This window comes from Acrocarpospora sp. B8E8, from assembly GCF_039871605.1.
Taxonomy (GTDB): domain Bacteria; phylum Actinomycetota; class Actinomycetes; order Streptosporangiales; family Streptosporangiaceae; genus Acrocarpospora; species Acrocarpospora macrocephala.
The window spans coordinates 1-19,583 of the sequence record NZ_JBDPLV010000024.1; the positions used below are offsets into that span (position 1 = coordinate 1).

Below are 19,583 nucleotides of genomic sequence, written 5' to 3' on the forward strand. Positions count from 1 at the left end.
ACACTCGGGCCGCCGAACTGCGCTGGTTGTCTCACGAGGCTCAGGAACTACCGGCTCGGACTGCCACGATCAACAAGCCGCGCCGAAGATGCCCCAATCATCCCCACCTACGGAAAACGGGCCTAGCCGCTTCACGTCCGACAAGGTCGCGGCGCCGTGTGTGGCGGGAAGCGGGGGCTTGACCTTGACGTTGGTGTGAGCGTTTACGTTCGGAGGGCCGGTGGGTGTTGCCGCCGGTGGTGGGTGCCGGTGGAGGGTCGATGCGGATTGGGGAGTTGGCGCGGCGGGCGGGGGTGAGTGCTCGGGCGTTGCGGCATTACGAGGAGCAGGGGCTGATTCTGGCTCGGCGGGCCGCGAACGGCTATCGGGAGTATGACGAGGCCGATATCCGGCTGGTCGCTCAGATTCGTTCGCTGATGGCCGTGGGGTTCACGCTTGAGGACGCCCGGCCGTTCGTCGCCTGCCTGCGGGCCGGGCACGCGTCAGGGAACGCCTGCCCGGAATCCGTCGCCGTCTACCAGCGCAAGCTGGCCGAGATCGACGCGGAGATCCAGGCGCTGGTCGCCCGGAGGACCGAGGTCGCCACTCAGCTGAAGCAGGCCTGCCCTGGATGCGCGATCAGGAGAACGCAATGATCACAGTGACGACGGAGAGCTTCGACGAGGACGTGCTGAAGAGCGACCGTCCCGTCCTGGTGGACTTCTGGACCGATTGGTGCCCGCCCTGCAAGATGCTCGCCCCGATCCTGGACGAGATCGACGCCGAGTACGGCGACCGCCTCATCATCGCCAAACTCAACGCCGACGACCATCCCGAGGTGGCGATGCGCTACAACGTCCTCGGCTATCCGACCCTCAACCTCTACCGCGACGGCGAGATCATCCACCAGATCAAGGGCGCCAAGCCCAAGCGGATGATTCTGGCCGATCTGGCCCCGCATATCTGATTGGGGCCCGTTAGCCTGCTCGATATGAGCATCGTCGAGCTTGCGTACGTCGAGCGGGGGGTGCCCGGAGGGGTTCCCCTGGTCCTCCTCCACGGGCTGACCGACCGCCCGGCCACCTGGGACTCGTTCATCTCCGGGCTGGACCGGCACACCTTCGCCCTGGCCGCGCGAGGCCATGACCGCAGCCCTCGCGCGGCCGAATACAGCGTCGATCTGATGGTGGCGGACGTGGCGGCCTTCATCGAGAAACGCGGATTCGATCAGATCGATCTGATCGGCCATTCGATGGGCGGCGCGATCGCCATCCGGATCGCGCAGGAGCACCCGGCCCTGATCCGGCGCATGGTCCTCGAAGAGCCACCCGCCCCGCCCCGCCGCCCTCCGGCCGTGCACGTGGACTCCTTCCCCGAGCCCGACGAACCGGTGGATTTCGACTGGCGCCTGGTGGACCCGATGCGGCGGGGCCTTCGTGCCCCCGATCCCGCGTGGTGGGATCGCCTGCCGGCCATCACCGCCACGACGCTCGTCCTCAGCGGCGGCGAATCCGGCGGCCTGATCCCCCCTGCGGTCCTCGCGGAAGTAGCCGAGATCATCCCAGACGCGAAGTTCGCGATCATCGACGTCGGCCATTGCATTCACGACGATTCCCCCGAGGCTTTCGCGTCCGTCGCGGGCCCGTTCCTCGACTCGGGCGCGAACTGACGTCACTCGAAGGCTGCACGCCATGCGCTGCCTGACGTCGCCTGCCTGATCCCGGCCGGGCCTCATCCACGAGGTCCGCTCACGGCCGTGGAGGTCATTCGCCGAGCCCGCGGTCGCTGAGCCAAGGCGGCGACAGGATCAGGCGTGCGGCCACCGGGTCCTGCTCGGCAAGGGTGTGGGTCAGGCTGGGGGGATTCGCCCATTCCACCGGTGGGTCGGACAGGGCCAGCACCGCGCAGGCCAGCCAGTGCTCGCCGGGCGCGAGTTCGGCGAGCAGGGTGGGGATCGTCGTCCGGGGGGCCATCACGTTGGTGCCGGGGAGCGCCGCGACGAGTTCTCCCCGGCGCGCGGGCGACGGCGCGAGATCCTCGATCTGGCAGAGCCCGGCGGGGGACAGCATCCGGGCGTGCCCTGCCCCTGTCTCAGCCCGGTGGCAGCGCACGTCCCGGTTCAGAGCGAAAGCGCCTTCGGCGGTTTGCAGGGTACGGCCCGAGCGGACGCGATGGATCCGCACGTGCCAAGGCGTGTACGCGATGAGCCACGTTTCGATATCCACATCCTGCCAGGGATTCCACCGGAAGTAGTGAAGACCGGCATGCGCCGAGGGATCCTGGGGGATCTCGCACGGACGCCAATGGTCGCCGTCGTCGCTCAGCGCGAGGGTGCTGTCGAAAGCGCCCTGTTCCAACCCCCAGGTCCCCGCGGGAACGCTGAAGCCGAACGCGGTCGAGTAAGCGAACTTCGTGTATTTGGCCGCGCCGTGGCGTACCCAGTTGTGATGCTGGCTGGAGGTCAGCATGACCACTTGGCGGCCTTCCTCGCAGCGCATCAGGGTGACGCCGGGATCCGGCTGTGTGCTGGTCACCGGGAGAGGCAGCGCGGCGGCCTCCCCGGCCTGCCAGAACGCGTGGGTCTCAGGCAGGGCCAGGGGCAGAAAGGCCTTCAACGCCCAGTACGGAGACCCCGGCGCGTTGTACTGCTCAGCGAGATGCGGCTGCGCATACGCGTACCCAATCGTAAGAAGTCCAGAACCGTCCCGGATCGGATGATTAAGCCACCAACGCACATGGCGGAGCAGGTGACCCTTGATCACCTCCCACGGGAGCGCTTCCACGTCGGCGAAGGCGAGCGCGCCCCAGAACGCGCCCTGGGCGAAGCGGTAGGTCAGGCTCCGCCCGTACGGCACGGCAGCGCCGTCGGCGGTGAACCAGTGCTGGAAGTCATGCGCGAACATGGCCGCGCGCTCCTTCAGCCGGCAGGCTCGGGCCGGATCGTCCCCCAGAGCGGCGTAGATCAGGGCGTAGTAGTGCATCGCAAACGGGATGTAGTAATCCCGCTGCGGATTACGCCCATCGCTGTACCAACCAGCTCCAACCCCATACGACTCCAGCAGATCAAGCCGCTCCGCCACCGGAGCCGCCTCGACGCCGACCCGCTTCAGCCCAAGCCCGACGAGCACAGGAAAGAACTGCCAGTTGTTCTCGACAGCCTTGACGGTCATCGCGTTCTGAAGCCAGGTGGCGACGGCGTCGCGCTGGCGTCCGGTGAGCGGATCCCAGATCGTTTCGGGAGCCAGCGCCAGAGCGAGCCCGATGGCGGCCGTCTCCACCAAACGCTGATCGATGTCGGTGACCGCCCCCCAGTACTCGGGATGCCCCGGATCGGTGCCGTTGGCGAGCCCTTCCCGCCATAGGTCCCAGTGCTCGAAGGCCCCACCGCCCGCCGCCAGCGGGGCCAGCCCCCAGAGCGGCCGGGCGAACGACTCCAGCTCGGCCGCCGCGTCCGGATAGTGCGCGGCGTTGCCCCCGAGCCGCAGCCGGGCACGCCCCGAACTGAACCGGGGAAGCAGCGGCGCCACCAGCTCCCGCACCAGCCCCCGCATCTCCCCGCGATCTTCCAGAGCTACTGACCAGGCCGATCGTTCCACTGCGGGTCCCCCGGGGTCGGTGGGCGAATGCGCTTCACCGGGAAGGGTGGCCGCTCCGGACCAGGGCTGTCAAGACTTAGTTTTAAGTATCATTAGAAGTCGCCACACCCGGCACATCCCGTGCTCGCCGATCGTGACATATCCGGAAAAATCGACGAGGTGATCACTCAGAAATCCGTGGTCAAGACCTTATTTTAGGCATACGAGTAAGTTTAGAATCTGCGCCATGACCGCCTCCCTCGCATCCGGCAAGCTCTACATCGACGGCGCCTTCACCCCGGCCACCACCGGCCCCGTACACGAGAAGGCGACCGGCGAGCAGATCGGCGAATACGCCCAGGCCACCCCCGCCGACGTCGATCGCGCCGTCACCGCCGCCCGCGCCGCCCAACCGGGCTGGGCCGCCCTCAGCGCCCCGGAACGCGCCGCGCACCTGGACCGCTTCGCGGCGCACCTCCGCGGCCGGTACGACGAGCTGATCGACCTCAGCATGCGCGAAACCGGCGGCGTCCGCGCCAAGGCCGAGGACGAGGTCTCCGCGGGACTGCGCCAGCTCGCCATCTCCTCGGTTCAGGCGACCCAATCCGCCGGCGACATCCTCCAGCCGTACAAAGCGGGAAAGCTCTCCCTCTCCCGCGCGGTCCCCCTGGGCGTGATCGGCATCATCACCCCCTGGAACTACCCCCTCAACCTCGCGATGCGCGCCGTCGCCCCCGGCCTCGCCTTCGGCAACACCATCGTCCTCAAACCCGCTGAACTCACCCCCATCCTCGGCGGCCAGATCCTCGCCGAAGCCGCCCACCACGCCGGTTTCCCGCCGGGCGTGTTCAACCTGGTCACCGGCGACGGACCCGACGCGGGCCACGCGCTCGCCGAGCACCGCGGCCTGGACCTGCTCGACTTCACCGGCTCCCGCGAGGTGGGCCTGGCCATTGCCGCCTCGGCCGCCACCGACCTGCGCCAGATCCGCCTCGAACTCGGCGGCTCCAACGCCTTCGTCGTCCTCGACGACGCCGACCTCGACCTGGCCGCCTCGTGCGCGCTCATCGCCTCGCTCGAATTCCAGGGCCAGACCTGCATCAGCGCCAGCCGCCACATCGTCCTGCGCTCCGTCGCCGACCGGTACGCCGAGACGGTGACCCAACGGGTAGCGGCGCTCCGCGTCGGCGACCCCGTCCGCGAGGACGTCGACCTCGGCCCGCTGATCAGCGAGACCCAGCGCGACCGCGTCCACCAGACGATCGTGCAGCCCTCCATCGCCAAGGGCGCCAAGGCGACCACCGGCGGCACCTACGAGGGCCTGTTCTACCGGCCGACCGTGCTCACCGGCGTCACGCCCGACATGCCCGCCTTCACCGAGGAGATCTTCGGCCCGGTCATCCCGATCACCGTGGTCGACTCCGAGGAGGAGGCCGTCGCGCTCGTCAACGGCTACCCGATGTTGATGAACTCGGTCTTCAGCGCCGACCTCATCCGCGGCATGACCGTCGCGGAACGCCTCCAGGCGGGCGAAGTCCACGTCAACGACGCCCACGCCCGGCACGGCGCGGAGAACCAGATGCCCGGCTTCACCCGCCGCCAGTGGATCGGCGTCCAGCGCACGCCCCTCGACGTTCCCTCGTGGACTCGCTGACGACGGGCGCGCGGGTCCGAACGCGCCCGCGCGTCGAACTCGCGATGTTCCCCGATCTCCCGCCGCGCTTGTTCCCGCCTCCGATCGCGGAGCGCCTCCAAGCGGTCGCCGAGATCGATCTGACCGATCCGCTGATCGACTTCCAGTCCGCGCGGTCGCGTGACCGCCTCCGCGCGGCGGACGTCCTCCTGACCGGCTGGGGAAGCCCGCGCCTGGATTCCGCCGCTTTGGCGCACGCGCCCAGATTGCGAGCCGTCGTTCACGCCGCCGGAACGGTCAAGGGCCACCTCAGCCTCGACGTCTTCGACCGCGGCGTTCCGGTCAGCTCCGCCGCCGACGCCAACGCCGTCCCCGTCGCCGAGTACACCCTGGCCATGATCCTCCTGGCCGGCAAAGCCGTCCCCGCGCTCGCCCGCGAATACCGCGCCACCCGCGCCGACCTCAACCTTCCCCGCAGGAACCTCACCATCGGCAACTACCACCGGACGGTGGGCCTGCTCGGCGCCTCCAAAATCGGCCGCCGCGTCCTCACGCTGCTGAGACCTTTCGATCTCACAGTCCTGCTCTCCGACCCGTACGTCGATGCCGCCACCGCGAAAGATCTCGGCGCGACCCTGGTCACCCTGGACGACCTGTTCGCCACCTGTGACATCGTCTCCGTCCACGCCCCGGCCACCGAGGAGACCCGGGGCCTGGTCACCGCCCGCCTGCTGGCCTCGATGCCCGACGGCGCGACCCTCATCAACACCGCCCGAGGCTCCCTCGTGGACGAACCCGCCCTCCTCGCCGAACTCCGCACCGGCCGCCTCTCGGCCGTACTCGACGTGACCGACCCCGAAATCCCGCCACCGGACTCGCCATTATGGGATTTGCCCAACGTCGTCCTGACCCCGCACGTGGCCGGAGCGCTTGGCAACGAACTCCACAGACTGGGCGAATCAGCCGCCGAAGAGGTGACCCGCGCGTTGGCCGGACAGCTTTTGAAGCACCCCGTCGATCCCACCGTCCTCGCGATCACCGCCTGAGGCGGGTTTGAGCCGGGGTGTCCCTCCACACCCCGGCTCGTGTTTCCGGCTTCCGGTCGGCACCCGGGTCAGGTCTTCAGGCCGGTGAAGGCGATGCCCTGCATGATCCGCCGTTGGAAGATCAACAGCACGATGATCACCGGGATCACCGACAGTGCGGCCCCCGCCATGATGTAGTAGGCCCGCCCCGACTCGGTGCTGGCCAGCTGCTGCAACGCCAGCGGCAGGGTGTTCAGCTCGGGATCGTTGGTCACCACCAACGGCCACACCAGATCATTCCAGTGGAAGATGAAGCTGGTGATCGTCACCACCGCCAGCACCGGCTTGGAGAGCGGGACCACGATCCGCCAGAAGATCTGCATCCGCCCGGCCCCGTCGATCCGGGCGGCCTCCTCCAGTTCTCCCGGCAACGACATGAAGAACTGCCGCAACAGGAAAATATCCAGCACCGACGCGATATTGGGCAGGATCAGCCCCCACCTCGTGTCGTACATCCCGAGCACCTGCGTGATGTGCACCCGCGGCACCAGCAACGTGATCGTCGGCACCATCATCCCGGCCAGGAACACCACGAACAGCTTGTCCCGCCCGGGAAACGGAATGCGCGCGAACGCGTACGCCGCCAGCGCGTCGATCAGCAGTTTGGCCGGCACCAGGATCGCGCACACCCAGACGCTGTTGAGGAACGCCTGCCCGAGCCCGCCGATCCCGAGCACGTGGTCGTAGTTCTCCAGCGTCGCCGCCCACTCGCCGGTCTGCTTGTCCAGGGGCAGCAGGCTGGGCACTTTGGTGTAGATGTCCGAGCTGTGCTTAAACGAGGTGGCCAGCATCCAGATGAACGGCACCACCGACACCAGCGACAGCAACACCAGCGCCACGTAGATGGGCGCCTTACGCACCTGACTGGCGATCACGACGCCTCCTGCTTCAGGAACTTGAACTGGAGCGCCGTCACGATCATGATCAACACCAGCAGCATGAAGGACATCGCGCAGGCCGCGCCCATCGCGTCATATCGGAACGCGTACAGGTAGATGTGGAGCACGTAAGCCAGCCCGGACTGTTCCGGACCGCCGGTCACGCTCCGCCCGCCGCCGCCAGAGAAGATCACATAGACCAGCCCGAACACCTGGAGTGCCGCGATGGTGCCGGTCACCACCAGGTAGAACGTGGTCGGCCTGAGCATCGGCACGACCACCTTCCGGAACCGCTGCACCGGGCCGGCGCCGTCGATGATGGCCGCCTCCCGGATCGACTCGGGGATGCCCTTCAAACCGGCCAAATAGATGATCATCGAGATGCCGCACTGCCAGGCCGCGATGAACGCCAGCGCGGGGATGACCAGTTCGGGGGTGTTCAGCCAGTTCTGCTTGGGAATGCCGACCAGGCCGAGCGCCGCGTTGATCAAACCGTACTGCGGGTCGTAGAGCCAGCGCCAGATCGCGCCGACCGCCGCCTCCGCGGTGACCACGGGCAGGAAGAGCAGGAGCCGGAACGTGTTGGAGCCTCGCCGGATGGCGTTGATCAGCAGCGCCTGCGCCAGCGCGGAGACCAGCGTGAGCGGCACCGCGATCAGCGTGTACTGCAGGGTGACCTGCACCGATTTCCAGAAATGCGGGAACTCGACGTCGTTGAAGAGCAGTTCGGCGTAGTTCGCGAAACCGACCCAGTTGGGGGCGGTGCGCAGGTTCCAGTCGGTGAAGCTGTAGTAGAGCGCGGCCACGGCCGGGTAGAGCAGGAAGACGACGAAGTAGACCAGCGCGGGCGTGATCAGCAACCACCCCACGAGACGGTCCGAGCGCCCGAAACCCGGGCGGCGGCGCCGCCCGGGCCGGGGCGTCACGGCGGGCCTTTCGGCCAGCACCGGAGATGCCACGATTGCCTCGCTTCCGCGTTAACTGTTCCAGCCGAGCAGGGCGCGCGTCTTGTCCGCGGCTTCGGTGAGCGCCTGCTGGGAGGTGACCTTGCCGCTCAGCGCGGCCTCGATGGCGGGGGCGATGAACTCATCGTTGATCTTGATCCAGTCCGGCAGCGCCGGACGGGCGTGGGCGACCTTGAGCTGCTCCAGGAAGCCCTGCTGCTGCTCGCCGAAGGTGGCGGCGTCCCGCTCGGCCGCGGCCTTGTTGATCGGGAAGCCGCCGAGCGCCTGCGCGAGCTGGGTGTTGTTGTCGGAGTTGGTCAGGAACGCGAGCCACTTCCAGGCCAGGGCCGCGTTCGTGCCCTTGGCGAACACCACGGCGTTCTCGCCGCCGATGTTCCCGGCCGGTGTCGTCTTGTACGGCAGCGGTGCGACGTTGAAGTCGAGCTCGGGGAACTGGTCCTTGATGGTGGCGACGTCCCACGGCCCGGAGATCATCATCCCGGCCAGGCCGTTGGCGAAGGCCATGTCGGAGTCGGTGATCTCGCGCGGCGAGGAGGGCAGCAGGTCCACCCAGAGCTGCAGCGCGTCCACGGCCGGCTGCTGGTCGAAAAGGATCTTCTTGCCCGCCTCGTCGACCATCTCGCCGCCGGCGCCGTGCACCACGCCCGGCCACATCCAAGCGCCGTAGCCGTCGCCCTTGGGCACCACGATGCCGGCCACCTTCGGGTCGGCCTTGTGGATGGCGTCGCTCATCTGCTTGAGCTCGTCCCAGGTCTTGGGCGGGGTGGGGACCAGCTTCTTGTTGTAGAAGAGCGCGACGGCGGTGTGGTCGACGGGCAGGCCGTACAGCTTGCCGTCGACGCGGTTGGTGTTCAGGGCCCCCTCGAAGAAGTCCGCCTCGTTGACCGTGCCGGCGGGCATCTCGACGATGGTCTTGTCCAGCGCGTACCGGGCGACCAGGGGCTGGTCGAGGATGCCGACGTCGGGGACGGTTCCGGCGGCCACCGCGCTGCCCAGCTTGGTGTTGTAGTCGTCCTTGGGAATCTTGACGATCTTGACGGTGACGCCCGGGTTGGCCTTCTCGAAGTCGGTACGGATCTTCTCGACGACTTCACCCGCCTGCGGAGTCCGGTCCTGGAACATCCAGTACGTCAGGGTCGTGGACCCTGCGGCCTCCTCGGAGCCGCCGCAAGCGGTGAGTCCGGCGAGCAGCGCCGCGACCGCGGCGATGCCGGTGACTCTCCTGATCATTTCCATCTCCTTCATCGGGGGTTGCACAGACGATAATGTAAGATGCAAAAAAAGATCAGCCCTCCGCGGGAAACGCTTTGGTAACGCAACGCGGGCTACCCTTGTCGATTGGCTTCGTCCCGGTTGCGGCCGAGGTGAGAGCGTCGCGACTATAGGTTCACGTATTGAACTAAGCACGGGGAGGCAGACGCATGGCGAGGCCGGAGCGCAGGACGGTCCGGGACGTGCGGCGGGGCAACCGCGGCATGCTGCTGCGCACGCTCTACTTCGACGGCCCGGCCAGCCGCCACGAGCTCACCGGGCTCACCGGGCTCAGCGCCGCCACGATCAGCACCATGACCGGCGACCTGCTGGCCGACAACATCATCGTCGAGGCCGGTCAGGTGGACTCTGACGGCGGGCGCCCGCGGGTGCTGCTGCGGGTCAATCCGGCGTACGGCTACGTGATCGGCGTGGATGTCGCCGAGACGCACGTCCGGGTCGAGCTGTTCGACCTGGAGATGACCGAGAAGGCCCGGGTCGACTACAGCCTGCGGCCCTCCCACCACGACATCGAGCTGGTCACCCGCCGGATCCTGGCGGGCATCGACGTGGTGCTGGCGGACGGCGGGGTGCCCGCCGACCGGGTGCTCGGCGTCGGCATCGGCGTGCCCGGCATCGTGGAGCGCGGCCAGGACACGCTCATCCACGCCAAGACCTTCGGCTGGGACGGCGTGCCGCTGGGCGCGCTGATGCGGGCGGGCACCTCGCTGCCGGTGTTCATCGACAACGGCGCCAAGACGATGGGGCAGGCCGAGCTCTGGTTCGGAGCCGGTCGGGGGGCCGCGCACGCGGTGATCGTGCTGATCGGGTCCGGGGTGGGGGCGACCGTGGTGGCCGACGGGGTGGTGATGCGGGGGTCCAGCAACAGCGCGGGGGAGTGGGGGCACACGAAGATCGCGCTGGACGGGCGGCAGTGCCGGTGCGGCGGCCGCGGCTGCCTGGAGGCGTACATCGGGGCGGAGGGCATTCTCGACCGGGCCGGGGTCGCGACCCGCACCACGGACTGGCAGGCCGCGCTCGGCCGGGTGCTGGAGAGCGATCCCCAGGTGATCGAGGAGACCGTGGCCTACCTGGGCATGGGCCTGGCCAACCTCATCAACCTGCTCAATCCCGAGCGCATCCTGATCGGCGGCTGGGCCGGGCTGATGATCGGCCGTGACCTGCTGCCCGGCATCCGGGCCGCCGCCCGCGCGAACTCGCTCGCCCAGCCGTGCAACGCGACCTCGATCATCCTGGGCGAGCTCGGTCCCGACGCGGTGGCGCTCGGCGCGGCCACGCTGGTGCTGGAGGAGTTCCTGGACACGAGCGCACCTCTGCGACTTCACGCGGCAAGTTAAAATAAGTTATGAAATTATCCCCAGTTCGCCGACCAGCCCGTGACGCCCCCGCTGGCGTACCCGCTGGACCCGGTTCCGGTCGTCACCGTCGGCGCCGCCGCCCTGCTGGGCAGCCTGCTGCTCGCCGCCGCCCTGTCCGAACTCCTGCTCCGCGGCGTCACCGTGGACCGCCTCCGCGTGGCACCCGGCTGATCTGGGGAAATATTCCGATTCTGGAACAACCGCTGGAGAGTGAATTGCCGCTGTTTGGGCTGTTTGTCCCCATCTACGGAGGGGTGCTCGTCTAGGCTGGGGAGCCGAACCGAAAGAGGGGATGTCATGATCCAGCAGTCGGCGGAGCTCTCCCGCGTGCTGCGCCGGATCGACACCTCGGTGCCGCATCCGGCACGTGTCTGGGACTACTGGCTGGGTGGCACCGACAACTACGCCGCCGACCGCGCGGTCAGCGACGAGATCATCAAACTCATGCCGGATCTGCCGATCATCGCCAGAGCCGAACGGCAGTTCATCGGCAGGCTGGTGCGCTTCCTGGCGGGGGAGAAGGAGATCGACCAGTTCCTGGACATCGGCACCGGCATTCCGACGGCGGACAACATCCACCAGGTCGCGCAGCGGGTCAACCCGTGCGCCAGGATCGTCTATGTCGACAACGATCCGATCGTGCTGGTGCACGCCAGGGCTCTGCTCGGGTGCAGCCTGGAGTGCGGGATCGACTACATCGACGCCGACCTGCGCGACCCGGAGCCCATCCTGCAGGCCGCCACCGACACGCTGGACTTCGCGCGGCCGATCGGCCTGATGCTGATGGGCGTGCTGGAATTCGTGACCGACGACACCCTGCTCCACGACGCGGTGACCGTGCTGGTGGACGCTCTCGCGCCTGGCAGCTACCTGGGGATCGCGCACAGCGTGAGCAGCCCGTCGATGGACAAGGCGGCCGCCGCCTGGAACGCCAGCGGCGCCACCGAGATTCTGCTCCGCACCCCGGAGCAGGTGGCCGAACTCTTCGAGGGCTTCGAGCTGCTCCCGCCCGGCATCGTCTCGCTGCCGCAGTGGTATCCCGACGCGTCCACCGAGTACACCGACCGCGAGGTCTTCCAATTCGGAGGTCTCGGCCGCAAACCCTAGGTGCGTTCCGGGGCCACGGTCACCACTCGGTTACCCGCTCGATCAGGACGGCCACGCCGAGTCCGGCGGCGCCGCTGACGGCGGCCACGCCGTACCGGCCGCCGAGGCGTTCGAGGGCGTCGGCGCAGCCACCGACCATGATCGCGCCGGTGGCGCCGAACGCGTGGCCCATGGCGATCGTGCCGCCGCTCGGGTTGAGCCGGTCGGGGCCGGGGCCAAGGTCGCGGCGCAGGCGCAGGCAGAGCGCGGAGAAGGCTTCGGCGAACTCGTAGACGTCGATGTCGGCGGGGGTGAGCCCGGCCTTGGCGAGGACCTTCTCGATCGCCTCCTGGCCGGCCGTGAGCATGATCACGGGGTCCACGGCGGCGGTGGCGGCGGCGAGGACGCGGGCGCGGGGGCGCAGGCCGAGCCGGTCGGCCTGCTCCCGGGTGCCGAGCAGGAGCAGGGCCGCGCCGTCGGCCAGCGCGGGGGAGCTGCCGACCGTGTGCAGGTGGTTGATCTCGCCGACCTCCGGGTGGGCGGCGAGCGCGATGGAGTCCTGGCCGAGGTCGCCGAAGGCCGGAGCGAGGGCCTTGAGGCTCTCCGCCGTGGTGCCCGGGCGGATCAGCTCGTCCCGGTCGAAGACCGAGCCGTCGGCGCGGGTCATCGGGAGCACGGACCCGGCGTAGTCGCCGCGATCCCAGGCGGCGGCGGCCTTGGTGTGGGTCTCCACCGCGTACGCGTCCAGCTGGTCGCGGGTCCAGCCGTCGATGGTGGCGTTCAGGTCGGCGGCCACGCCCATGTGGATCGACCCGATCCGCCGGACCGTCTCCGGATGCGTCCACAGCGGTCCCCGGTCGCTGTACATCGGCACCCGGGAGACGCTCTCCACCCCGCCCGCCACCGCCAGGCCGATGTCGCCGGCGCGGATCCTGGCCGAGGTCTGGGCCACCGCGTCGACGCCCGAGGCGCAGAACCGGTTGATCGTCCCGCCGGGCACGCCGTCGCCCCACCCGGCCAGCAGGGTCGCGGTCCGCGCCAGGTTGGCGCCCTGCTCGTCCACCTGGGAGGCGGAACCGACGATCACGTCCTCGACCGCGCCGGGATCCAGGCCGGTGCGGTCCACCAGAGCCCGCTGCAGCGCCGCGACCAGGTCCACCGGGCTCTGATGGTGCAGGGAACCGCGGGCTGAGCCCTTCGCCCGGGGGGTGCGCACGTAATCCAGCAGGAAAACGTCGGACACGGTTACGCCTCTCTTTGACGCGTCACTCTCATTATTGTAGTAAGGAACCATGTCAGTATGGATTCTGGGTGGCTATCAAACGGACTTCGCCCGGAACTGGTGCCGGGATGATCGGGAATTCGGCGACCTGACCGAATCGGTCACGGCCGGAACCCTCGAAGACGCCGGGGTGGACGCCGCCGACATCGGCGTCATCCACGTCGGCAACGCCTTCGGCCAGCTGTTCACCCGGCAGGGCCAGCTCGGCGGCATGCCCGCCACCGTCATGCCGGAATTCTGGGAGGTGCCCGCCACCCGGCACGAAGCCGCCTGCGCCTCCGGCGGCGTCGCCCTGCTCGCCGCCATGGCCGACATCGAATCCGGCAGGTACGACTCCGCCCTCGTCCTCGGCCTCGAACTGGAACGCACCGTCTCCGGCGACGACGCGGCCGGGCATCTCGGCGCCGCCGCCTGGATCGGCCACGAGGGCGAGGACGCCCGCTTCATGTGGCCCTACATGTTCAGCGCCCTCGCCGACGAGTACGACCGCCGCTACGGCCTCGCCGACGCCCACCTGCACGCCATCGCCGAGCTCAACTTCCGCAACGCCCGCGCCAACCCGAACGCGCAGACCCGCGGCTGGACCTTCACCGACGCCAGCTTCACCGACGACGACACCGCCAACCCGATCGTCGAAGGCCGGGTGCGCCGCACCGACTGCAGCCAGATCACCGACGGCGCGGCCGGGGTCGTGCTCGTCGGGGAACGATTCCTGGCCCGCTCGAAGGCGCCGAAGACACCCGCGGCCAGAATCCAGGGCTGGGGCCACCGCACGGTCGGGCTGCCGCTCGCCCAGAAGCTGGCCCGCAGCGCGGCGGAACCGTACGTGCTGCCGCACGTGCGCAACACCGTTCTCGACGCCTTCGCCCGCGCCGGAATCCCCGGCGTGGACGCGCTCGACGGCATCGAGACCCACGACTGCTTCACCATGTCCGAATACGCGGCCATCGACCACTTCGGCATCACCGGGCCTGGCGAGAGCTGGAAGGCCGTCGAGAACGGCGACCTGGAGATCGGCGGGCGCATCCCCGTCAACCCCAGCGGCGGGCTGATCGGCGGCGGCCATCCGGTCGGGGCCACCGGGGTCCGGATGGTGCTGGACGCCGCCCGCCAGGTGACCGGGCGGGCCGGGGCGTACCAGATCGAAGGGGCGCGCCGGTTCGGCACCCTGAACATCGGCGGCAGCACGACCACCACGGTCAGCTTCGTCGTCGGCAACGAGTATTAACCAGAAACCCGTCCCATAGACAGCCGCATAGCCACCGACCAGGCTACTCACCGCCGCGGCTGTCCAGATCACGACTTTCTAATCAAAAGGAGCACGTGCGTGGACGTCGACGTCGTCGGACGCGTCCTGTCGACCCTGCCGGAGGATGACGACCATCCGTACCGGACCGGGCCGTGGCGGCCGCAGACCACCGAGTGGCGCGCGGACGACCTGAAGGTGGTCGGCGAGATCCCGGCCGACCTCGACGGCGTCTACCTCCGCAACACCGAGAACCCGGTGCATCCCGCGCTGGAGCGCTACCACCCGTTCGACGGGGACGGCATGGTGCACGTGATCGGGTTCCGGGACGGCAAGGCGTTCTACCGGAACAGGTTCATCCGCACCGACGGGTTCCTGCTGGAGGCGGAGGCGGGCAAGCCGCTCTGGGCCGGGATCGCGGAACGCCCGGCCACGTCGCCGCGCGAGGACGGGTGGGGCGCGCGGGGGCGGATGAAGGACGCCTCAAGCACCGACGTGATCGTGCACGCCGGGGTGGCGCTGACCAGCTTCTACCAGTGCGGGGATCTCTACCGGCTGGATCCGCTGACGCTGGAGACGCTCGGCAAGGCTACTTGGGGCGGCGACTTTCCCTACGCGTGCGGGGTGTCGGCGCACACGAAGGTCGATCCGCGCACCGGGGAGCTGCTGTTCTTCAACTACGGCACCGATGAGCCGTACATGCACTACGGGGTGGTCGGCGCGGACGACCGGCTCAGCCACTACGTGGACATCGCGCTGCCGGGGCCGCGGCTGCCGCACGACATGGCGTTCACCGAGAACTACGCCATCCTCAATGACTGCCCGATGTTCTGGGAGCCCGAGCTGATGGCGCGCGGCCGGTACGCCGCCCGGTTCCACCCCGAACTGCCGACCCGGCTGGGCGTGATCCCGCGCAAGGGCACCAAGGTCCAGTGGTTCGAAGCCGCCCCGACCTACGTCCTGCACTGGGTCAACGCCTACGAGGACGGCGACGAGATCGTGCTGGACGGCTTCTTCCAGGACGACCCGGAACCCAAGGACACCGGCGACGGCGGCTACTACCAGCGCATGTTCCGGTTCCTCGCGCTCGACCGCATGCAGACCCGGCTGCACCGCTGGCGGCTCAACCTGGTCACCGGCCGGTGCCGGGAGGAACGCCTGACCGACTCGATCACCGAGTTCGGCGTGCTCAACAGCGCCTTCGGCGGCCTCGACTACCGCTACGCCTACGCGGCCACCGGCGTCGAAGGCTGGTTCCTGTTCGACGGCCTGGTCCGCCACGACCTGCGCACCGGCGCCGAGGACCGGTTCGCGCTCCCGCCGGGCGTCTACGGCAGCGAACCCGCCATGGCCCCGCGTAACGGATCGCCGGCCGAGGACGACGGTTATGTTGTTACGCTGACCACCGACATGAACGATGATCGCTCCGAGTGTCTGATCTTCGACGCGGCCCGGATCGCCGAAGGACCGATCGCGCGGATCACGCTGCCGGAACGCGTCTCCAGCGGCACCCACGCCAGCTGGGCGGCCGGGGACAGCATCCCCGGCTGGCGCGCGGCGGACTCACCGGTCCAGGCCCTGCGGCTCTGACCACCCCCGATGGAGGGACACGTGCTCGTCCACCCGCCGGACCGGCCGACCGCGCTGCCCGTCGGCGGCGCCAACGCGATCGGCTTCACGCTCGGCCTGATCGGCGACGAGTGGAACCTGCTCATCCTGCGGTACGCGATGCTCGGCGTGCGCCGCTACGGCGAGTGGCGGGAGGCGCTGCCCATCTCGCACGCCGTGCTGACCCGGCGGCTGAGCACCCTCACCGACATGGGCGTCTTCGAGAAGGCCGAGTACGAGAGCCGATCCCGGCGCCTGGAATACCGGCTGACCAAACGCGGGCGCGACCTGTGGCCGGTGCTGCTGTCGGTGTGGGCGTGGGAGGCGGCCTGGGTGCCGGAACACGTCGAGTCGCTGCCCGTCATGGTGCACCGGCGCTGCGGCGAGCCGTTCCTGCCGGTGCTGACCTGCGCCGCCTGCGCCAAGCCGGTGCGCCCCCGCGACATCCACGGCGGATTCGGCCCGAGCGGCACCTGGGAACGGTCCGTCCCGGCCGCCACCACCCGGCGGCGCTCCACCGTCGCGGGCGTCTTCCCGCAGACCATGACGCTGATCGGGAACCGCTGGTCGACGGCCATCCTGGGCGCCTCCTTCCAGGGCCTGCACCGCTTCCGCGACTTCGAGCAGCGCCTCGGCGCCCCGCCGACGATCGTCGCCGAACGGCTGCGGGTCTTCTGCGAGCTGGGCGTCTTCGAGCAGAGCCCCAGCGCGGAGCGCGCCCACTGGCCCAGCTACCACCTCACCGAGAAGGGCCGCGCGTTCTTTCCCGTGGTCATCACCGCCATCGACTGGGGGCAGCGCTGGTATCGGGCCCCCGAAGGCCCGGCCATGGTGTACATGCACACCTGCGGCCAGGACTTCCACCCGCAACTCCGCTGTGACGGCTGCCTGGTGCCGTTGCGCGGCCACGAGGTCGCGGTGGAACGCCCGGCCTGACGCTCGTCTGGAATGCCTGGGTTGACTCTCGAGTAGGTCGAGGGTGCAGGTTGGTGCCGTGAACGATGACGCGGAGCTTTTCACGATCGGGCAACTGGCTCGGCGTACCGGCCTGTCCGTGCACACGATCCGGTTCTGGGCCGATCGCGGCGTGGTCGCGGACATCCAGCGGTCAACGGGCGGATACCGGCTCTTCGACGCGGCCGCCGTCGCCCGGTTCGAGCTGGTACGCACGCTGCGCGAGCTTGGCATCGGACTCGAGAACATCCAGGAGATCCTTTCCCAGCGGGTCACGGTCGCCGAGGTGGCCACCACCCACGTGCGGGCATTGGACGCGGAGATCCGGACGCTACGCCTGCGCCGTGCCGTACTGAGCACGGTCGCCAAGCGGGCCGGCACGGCAGAGGAGGCACAGATCATGCACAAACTCGCGCGACTGTCGGCGTCGGAGCGGCAGCAGATCATCGACGACTTCGTCGGTGGCGTGTTCGCGGGCATCGAACTCGACGATGACGCCATGGTGGTCGCCGAGTGGATGCGCGAGATGCCCGGAGAACTCCCAGACGATCCGACGTCCGATCAGGTCGACGCCTGGCTGGAACTGGCGGAACTGGTCGCGGATGACGAGTTCCGCGGGCGGCTACGGCAGGTCGTCCTCAGCGAATCGCGGGAACCGTGGTTCGACGAGGGCTTTGAGCTCCGGCGGAGGGTGCTGGAACACGCTGACCCAGCATTGGCCGAAGGGATTCGGCCGGATTCAACCGCAGGGCAGGTCATCGTGGACCGGATCGTCGGTGCCGGAAGGTCGGCCGAGGATCGCGCGGAACTCGCTCGACGACTGGGGACTCTCGCGGACATCCAGGTGGAGCGCTACTGGCAACTCTTGGCCATCATTAGCGGCCGCTCTTCAGGCCCTTCCGTCATTCCCGCCTTCACCTGGCTGATCACCGCCTTAGGCACATATCACTGATCCAATGGCCACCATCGTGTTAATTACCGGCGATGGATTCCGCGACAGGTCCCTGCGGCTTCTCGCTGATGGGTGCCGGTTGTCTGGCACAGTGAAGCCGGGTGTCGGAGGCCGGAGGTGGGCGTGAACGCGTTGATTGCGAAGCTGTGGCGGCTGGTGAAGCCGGTTCAGTGGCGGCTTCTCTGGGTGGTGAACGCGAAGTTCATGTGCGGGGTCACAGGGGTTGTGCGGGCCGAGGATGGGCGGGTGTTGTTGCTTCGGCATCGGTTGTGGCCTGCGGAGAGGCCGTGGGGGTTTCCGAGCGGGTGCGCGAAGAAGGGGGAGCGGCATGAGGACACGATCGTGCGGGAGGTGCGGGAGGAGACGGGGCTGACCGTGGAGGTGGGGCGGCTGCTCAAGGTGAACAGCGGATTCAAGTTGCGGATTGAGGTGTATTACGAGGCCACCCTGATCGGCGGGCTTGACGGACTTGTGCTGGATGAGCGGGAGGTTCTTGAGGCGCGGCTGTTCGAGCTGGACGAGTTGCCCGCCGGGATGCCCGACGGGCACAGGGAGTTGCTCCAGCTGGTCACCCGGTGAGTACGGCGGAGGCGAGGGCGGTGCCTTCCAGACGGGCGGTGATCTTGGCGAAGGCGAGGTCGCGGGAGGTGGAGGTGTCGTCGGCGAAGGGGGAGAAGCCGCAGTCGTCGCAGGTGCCCAGTTGGGCTGGGGGGATGTGGCGGGCGGCGGCCAGGACTCGGTCGCGTACCTGATCCGGGGTTTCGGGGGTTGGGTTGATCGGGTCGGTCACGCCGATGAAGGCGCGTGCCCCGGCGGGGAGGTGGGTCGCGATGATGGCCAGGACGCGGTCGGGGTCGGGCTCGCTGGCCAGTTGGAGGTAGAAGTTGCCCGCCTGTAGCTGGAACAGTTTCGGGAGCAGGCCCGCGTAGTCGATGTCCAGGCTGTGGGTGGAGTCCTGGTCGCCGCCGGGGCAGGTGTGCACGCCGATCCTGGCTCGTTCCTCGGGGGTGAAGCGTTCGAGGACCTGGTTGTTCAGGGCGATGAAGGCGTCGAGGACACCGCCGCTGGGGTCGAGTTTGAGGGACAGGCGGCCTTCGGTGAAGTCGAGTTGCACCACATGCGCGCCCGCGTCCAGGCAGCCGCGAATGTCGGCTTCCGCGGCATCGACCAGGTCGGCGATGAAAGTTTCACGCGGATAGCCGGGGATGCCGCCTGCGGGGTACAGCAGGCTCAGCGCGGAGGGGGCGATAACGGCTTGCTTGATGGGCAACGTGGTGTGGCGCTGGGCGGCTTTGAGGTAGGTGTCCGCGTGGGTCTGGTAACTGAAGGGGCCGCTGGTCAGGTGGGGGAGTTGCCTGGTGTGACCGTCGGCGAAGGGGATGATCGCGCCGTCCGGGCTGAGGTTGGTCAGGCCGTTGATGGGGTACCCGACGAAGCTCGGCTTGGACTGTTCACCGTCGACCAGGACGGGACAGCCCAGCTGGGTTAGCCGGACGATCGTGTCGGCGACGGCTTTTTCCTGGTGTTCGGCCAGCTCATTGGCGGTGATCCGGCCCGCTGCGTGATCGGCGAGCGCGGTCAGCAGCGCGGGGGGACGGGGGATGCTACCGATTGGTTCGGTGGGGATTCCCATGCGTTGAGCGTAGATATCCAACCCGGAGTCATCAATCGAGCGTCCGGTCAGCCGGTGAAGGCTGTCACGGTGATGGG

19 protein-coding genes are annotated in these 19,583 nt (G+C 68.7%); 13 read left to right on the forward strand and 6 right to left on the reverse strand.

What is annotated here, in order from left to right; genetic code table 11:
• The first annotated feature begins 260 nt into the window (after positions 1-260).
• The 3 genes from ABGB08_RS22910 to ABGB08_RS22920 are packed head-to-tail and all read left to right on the forward strand — an operon-like array spanning position 261 to position 1,648.
• Positions 261-635 carry a MerR family transcriptional regulator gene (locus ABGB08_RS22910; protein WP_155352562.1) on the forward strand — a complete coding sequence of 125 codons (375 nt, stop codon included), beginning with the start codon at positions 261-263 and terminating at the stop codon, positions 633-635.
• Positions 632-946 carry a thioredoxin gene (gene trxA, locus ABGB08_RS22915; protein WP_246268023.1) on the forward strand — a complete coding sequence of 105 codons (315 nt, stop codon included), beginning with the start codon at positions 632-634 and terminating at the stop codon, positions 944-946. Before ABGB08_RS22910 ends, trxA begins: the two co-directional genes overlap by 4 nt.
• Before the next feature lie 24 nt (positions 947-970).
• Entirely contained in the window at positions 971-1,648 is a 678-nt protein-coding gene (locus ABGB08_RS22920; protein WP_347593469.1) for an alpha/beta fold hydrolase, read from the forward strand.
• Positions 1,649-1,742: 94 nt separating this feature from the next.
• Here ABGB08_RS22920 and ABGB08_RS22925 read toward each other — a convergent pair whose 3' ends face one another.
• Complete coding sequence (locus ABGB08_RS22925) at positions 1,743-3,530, reverse strand: DUF2264 domain-containing protein (RefSeq protein ID WP_347593471.1); 1,788 nt, start codon at positions 3,528-3,530, stop codon at positions 1,743-1,745.
• A gap of 271 nt (positions 3,531-3,801) precedes the next feature.
• Between ABGB08_RS22925 and ABGB08_RS22930 the strand changes: the two genes are divergently transcribed.
• On the forward strand, positions 3,802-5,208 hold the full coding sequence (locus ABGB08_RS22930) for an aldehyde dehydrogenase family protein (protein WP_347593473.1): 1,407 nt from the start codon (positions 3,802-3,804) through the stop codon (positions 5,206-5,208).
• Positions 5,196-6,233: a hydroxyacid dehydrogenase gene (locus ABGB08_RS22935; RefSeq protein WP_347593475.1), complete on the forward strand. Its 1,038-nt coding sequence runs from the start codon at positions 5,196-5,198 to the stop codon at positions 6,231-6,233. The genes ABGB08_RS22930 and ABGB08_RS22935 overlap by 13 nt, the downstream gene beginning before the upstream one ends.
• A 68-nt stretch (positions 6,234-6,301) precedes the next feature.
• Here ABGB08_RS22935 and ABGB08_RS22940 read toward each other — a convergent pair whose 3' ends face one another.
• Genes ABGB08_RS22940 through ABGB08_RS22950 form a run of 3 tightly spaced genes read right to left on the reverse strand, consistent with a single transcriptional unit; the run spans position 6,302 to position 9,345 of the window.
• Positions 6,302-7,147: a carbohydrate ABC transporter permease gene (locus ABGB08_RS22940; protein WP_347593477.1), complete on the reverse strand. Its 846-nt coding sequence runs from the start codon at positions 7,145-7,147 to the stop codon at positions 6,302-6,304.
• A complete protein-coding gene (locus tag ABGB08_RS22945) occupies positions 7,144-8,109 on the reverse strand; it encodes a sugar ABC transporter permease (RefSeq protein ID WP_347593479.1) in 966 nt (321 codons plus the stop codon). The genes ABGB08_RS22940 and ABGB08_RS22945 overlap by 4 nt, the downstream gene beginning before the upstream one ends.
• An 18-nt stretch (positions 8,110-8,127) precedes the next feature.
• The gene (locus ABGB08_RS22950; RefSeq protein ID WP_347593481.1) at positions 8,128-9,345 is read right to left on the reverse strand and encodes an ABC transporter substrate-binding protein; all 1,218 of its coding nucleotides are present in this window, start codon (positions 9,343-9,345) and stop codon (positions 8,128-8,130) included.
• A gap of 191 nt (positions 9,346-9,536) precedes the next feature.
• On the opposite strand from ABGB08_RS22950, the gene ABGB08_RS22955 reads away from it, so the two are divergent.
• The 3 genes from ABGB08_RS22955 to ABGB08_RS22965 all read left to right on the forward strand — a co-directional run bounded on the left by ABGB08_RS22955 (position 9,537) and on the right by ABGB08_RS22965 (position 11,852).
• A complete protein-coding gene (locus ABGB08_RS22955) occupies positions 9,537-10,724 on the forward strand; it encodes an ROK family protein (RefSeq protein WP_347593482.1) in 1,188 nt (395 codons plus the stop codon).
• A 39-nt stretch (positions 10,725-10,763) separates the two neighbouring features.
• The gene (locus ABGB08_RS22960) at positions 10,764-10,916 is read left to right on the forward strand and encodes a hypothetical protein (protein WP_347593484.1); all 153 of its coding nucleotides are present in this window, start codon (positions 10,764-10,766) and stop codon (positions 10,914-10,916) included.
• Positions 10,917-11,042: 126 nt separating this feature from the next.
• Positions 11,043-11,852, forward strand: a complete 810-nt coding sequence (locus tag ABGB08_RS22965) for an SAM-dependent methyltransferase (RefSeq protein ID WP_347593486.1) — start codon at positions 11,043-11,045, stop codon at positions 11,850-11,852.
• Between the two features lie 19 nt (positions 11,853-11,871).
• Here ABGB08_RS22965 and ABGB08_RS22970 read toward each other — a convergent pair whose 3' ends face one another.
• On the reverse strand, positions 11,872-13,074 hold the full coding sequence (locus tag ABGB08_RS22970) for an acetyl-CoA C-acyltransferase (RefSeq protein ID WP_347593488.1): 1,203 nt from the start codon (positions 13,072-13,074) through the stop codon (positions 11,872-11,874).
• Between the two features lie 49 nt (positions 13,075-13,123).
• On the opposite strand from ABGB08_RS22970, the gene ABGB08_RS22975 reads away from it, so the two are divergent.
• The 5 genes from ABGB08_RS22975 (at position 13,124) to ABGB08_RS22995 (ending at position 18,452) form a co-directional block, all read left to right on the forward strand.
• Positions 13,124-14,341 (forward strand): acetyl-CoA acetyltransferase, encoded by a 1,218-nt coding sequence (locus ABGB08_RS22975; RefSeq protein ID WP_347593489.1) that lies wholly within the window; start codon positions 13,124-13,126, stop codon positions 14,339-14,341.
• Between the two features lie 99 nt (positions 14,342-14,440).
• Positions 14,441-15,949 carry a carotenoid oxygenase family protein gene (locus tag ABGB08_RS22980; protein ID WP_347593491.1) on the forward strand — a complete coding sequence of 503 codons (1,509 nt, stop codon included), beginning with the start codon at positions 14,441-14,443 and terminating at the stop codon, positions 15,947-15,949.
• Between the two features lie 21 nt (positions 15,950-15,970).
• On the forward strand, positions 15,971-16,903 hold the full coding sequence (locus ABGB08_RS22985; protein WP_347593493.1) for a helix-turn-helix domain-containing protein: 933 nt from the start codon (positions 15,971-15,973) through the stop codon (positions 16,901-16,903).
• A 58-nt stretch (positions 16,904-16,961) separates the two neighbouring features.
• Positions 16,962-17,873, forward strand: coding sequence for a MerR family transcriptional regulator (locus ABGB08_RS22990; protein ID WP_347593495.1), 912 nt, complete (start codon positions 16,962-16,964; stop codon positions 17,871-17,873).
• A gap of 123 nt (positions 17,874-17,996) precedes the next feature.
• On the forward strand, positions 17,997-18,452 hold the full coding sequence (locus ABGB08_RS22995; RefSeq protein WP_347593497.1) for an NUDIX domain-containing protein: 456 nt from the start codon (positions 17,997-17,999) through the stop codon (positions 18,450-18,452).
• On the opposite strand, the gene ABGB08_RS23000 is transcribed toward ABGB08_RS22995, so the two are convergent.
• Positions 18,442-19,506 (reverse strand): cobalamin-independent methionine synthase II family protein, encoded by a 1,065-nt coding sequence (locus tag ABGB08_RS23000; RefSeq protein ID WP_347593498.1) that lies wholly within the window; start codon positions 19,504-19,506, stop codon positions 18,442-18,444. The two genes, ABGB08_RS22995 and ABGB08_RS23000, sit on opposite strands and share 11 nt — an antisense overlap.
• Positions 19,507-19,583: the final 77 nt, after the last annotated feature.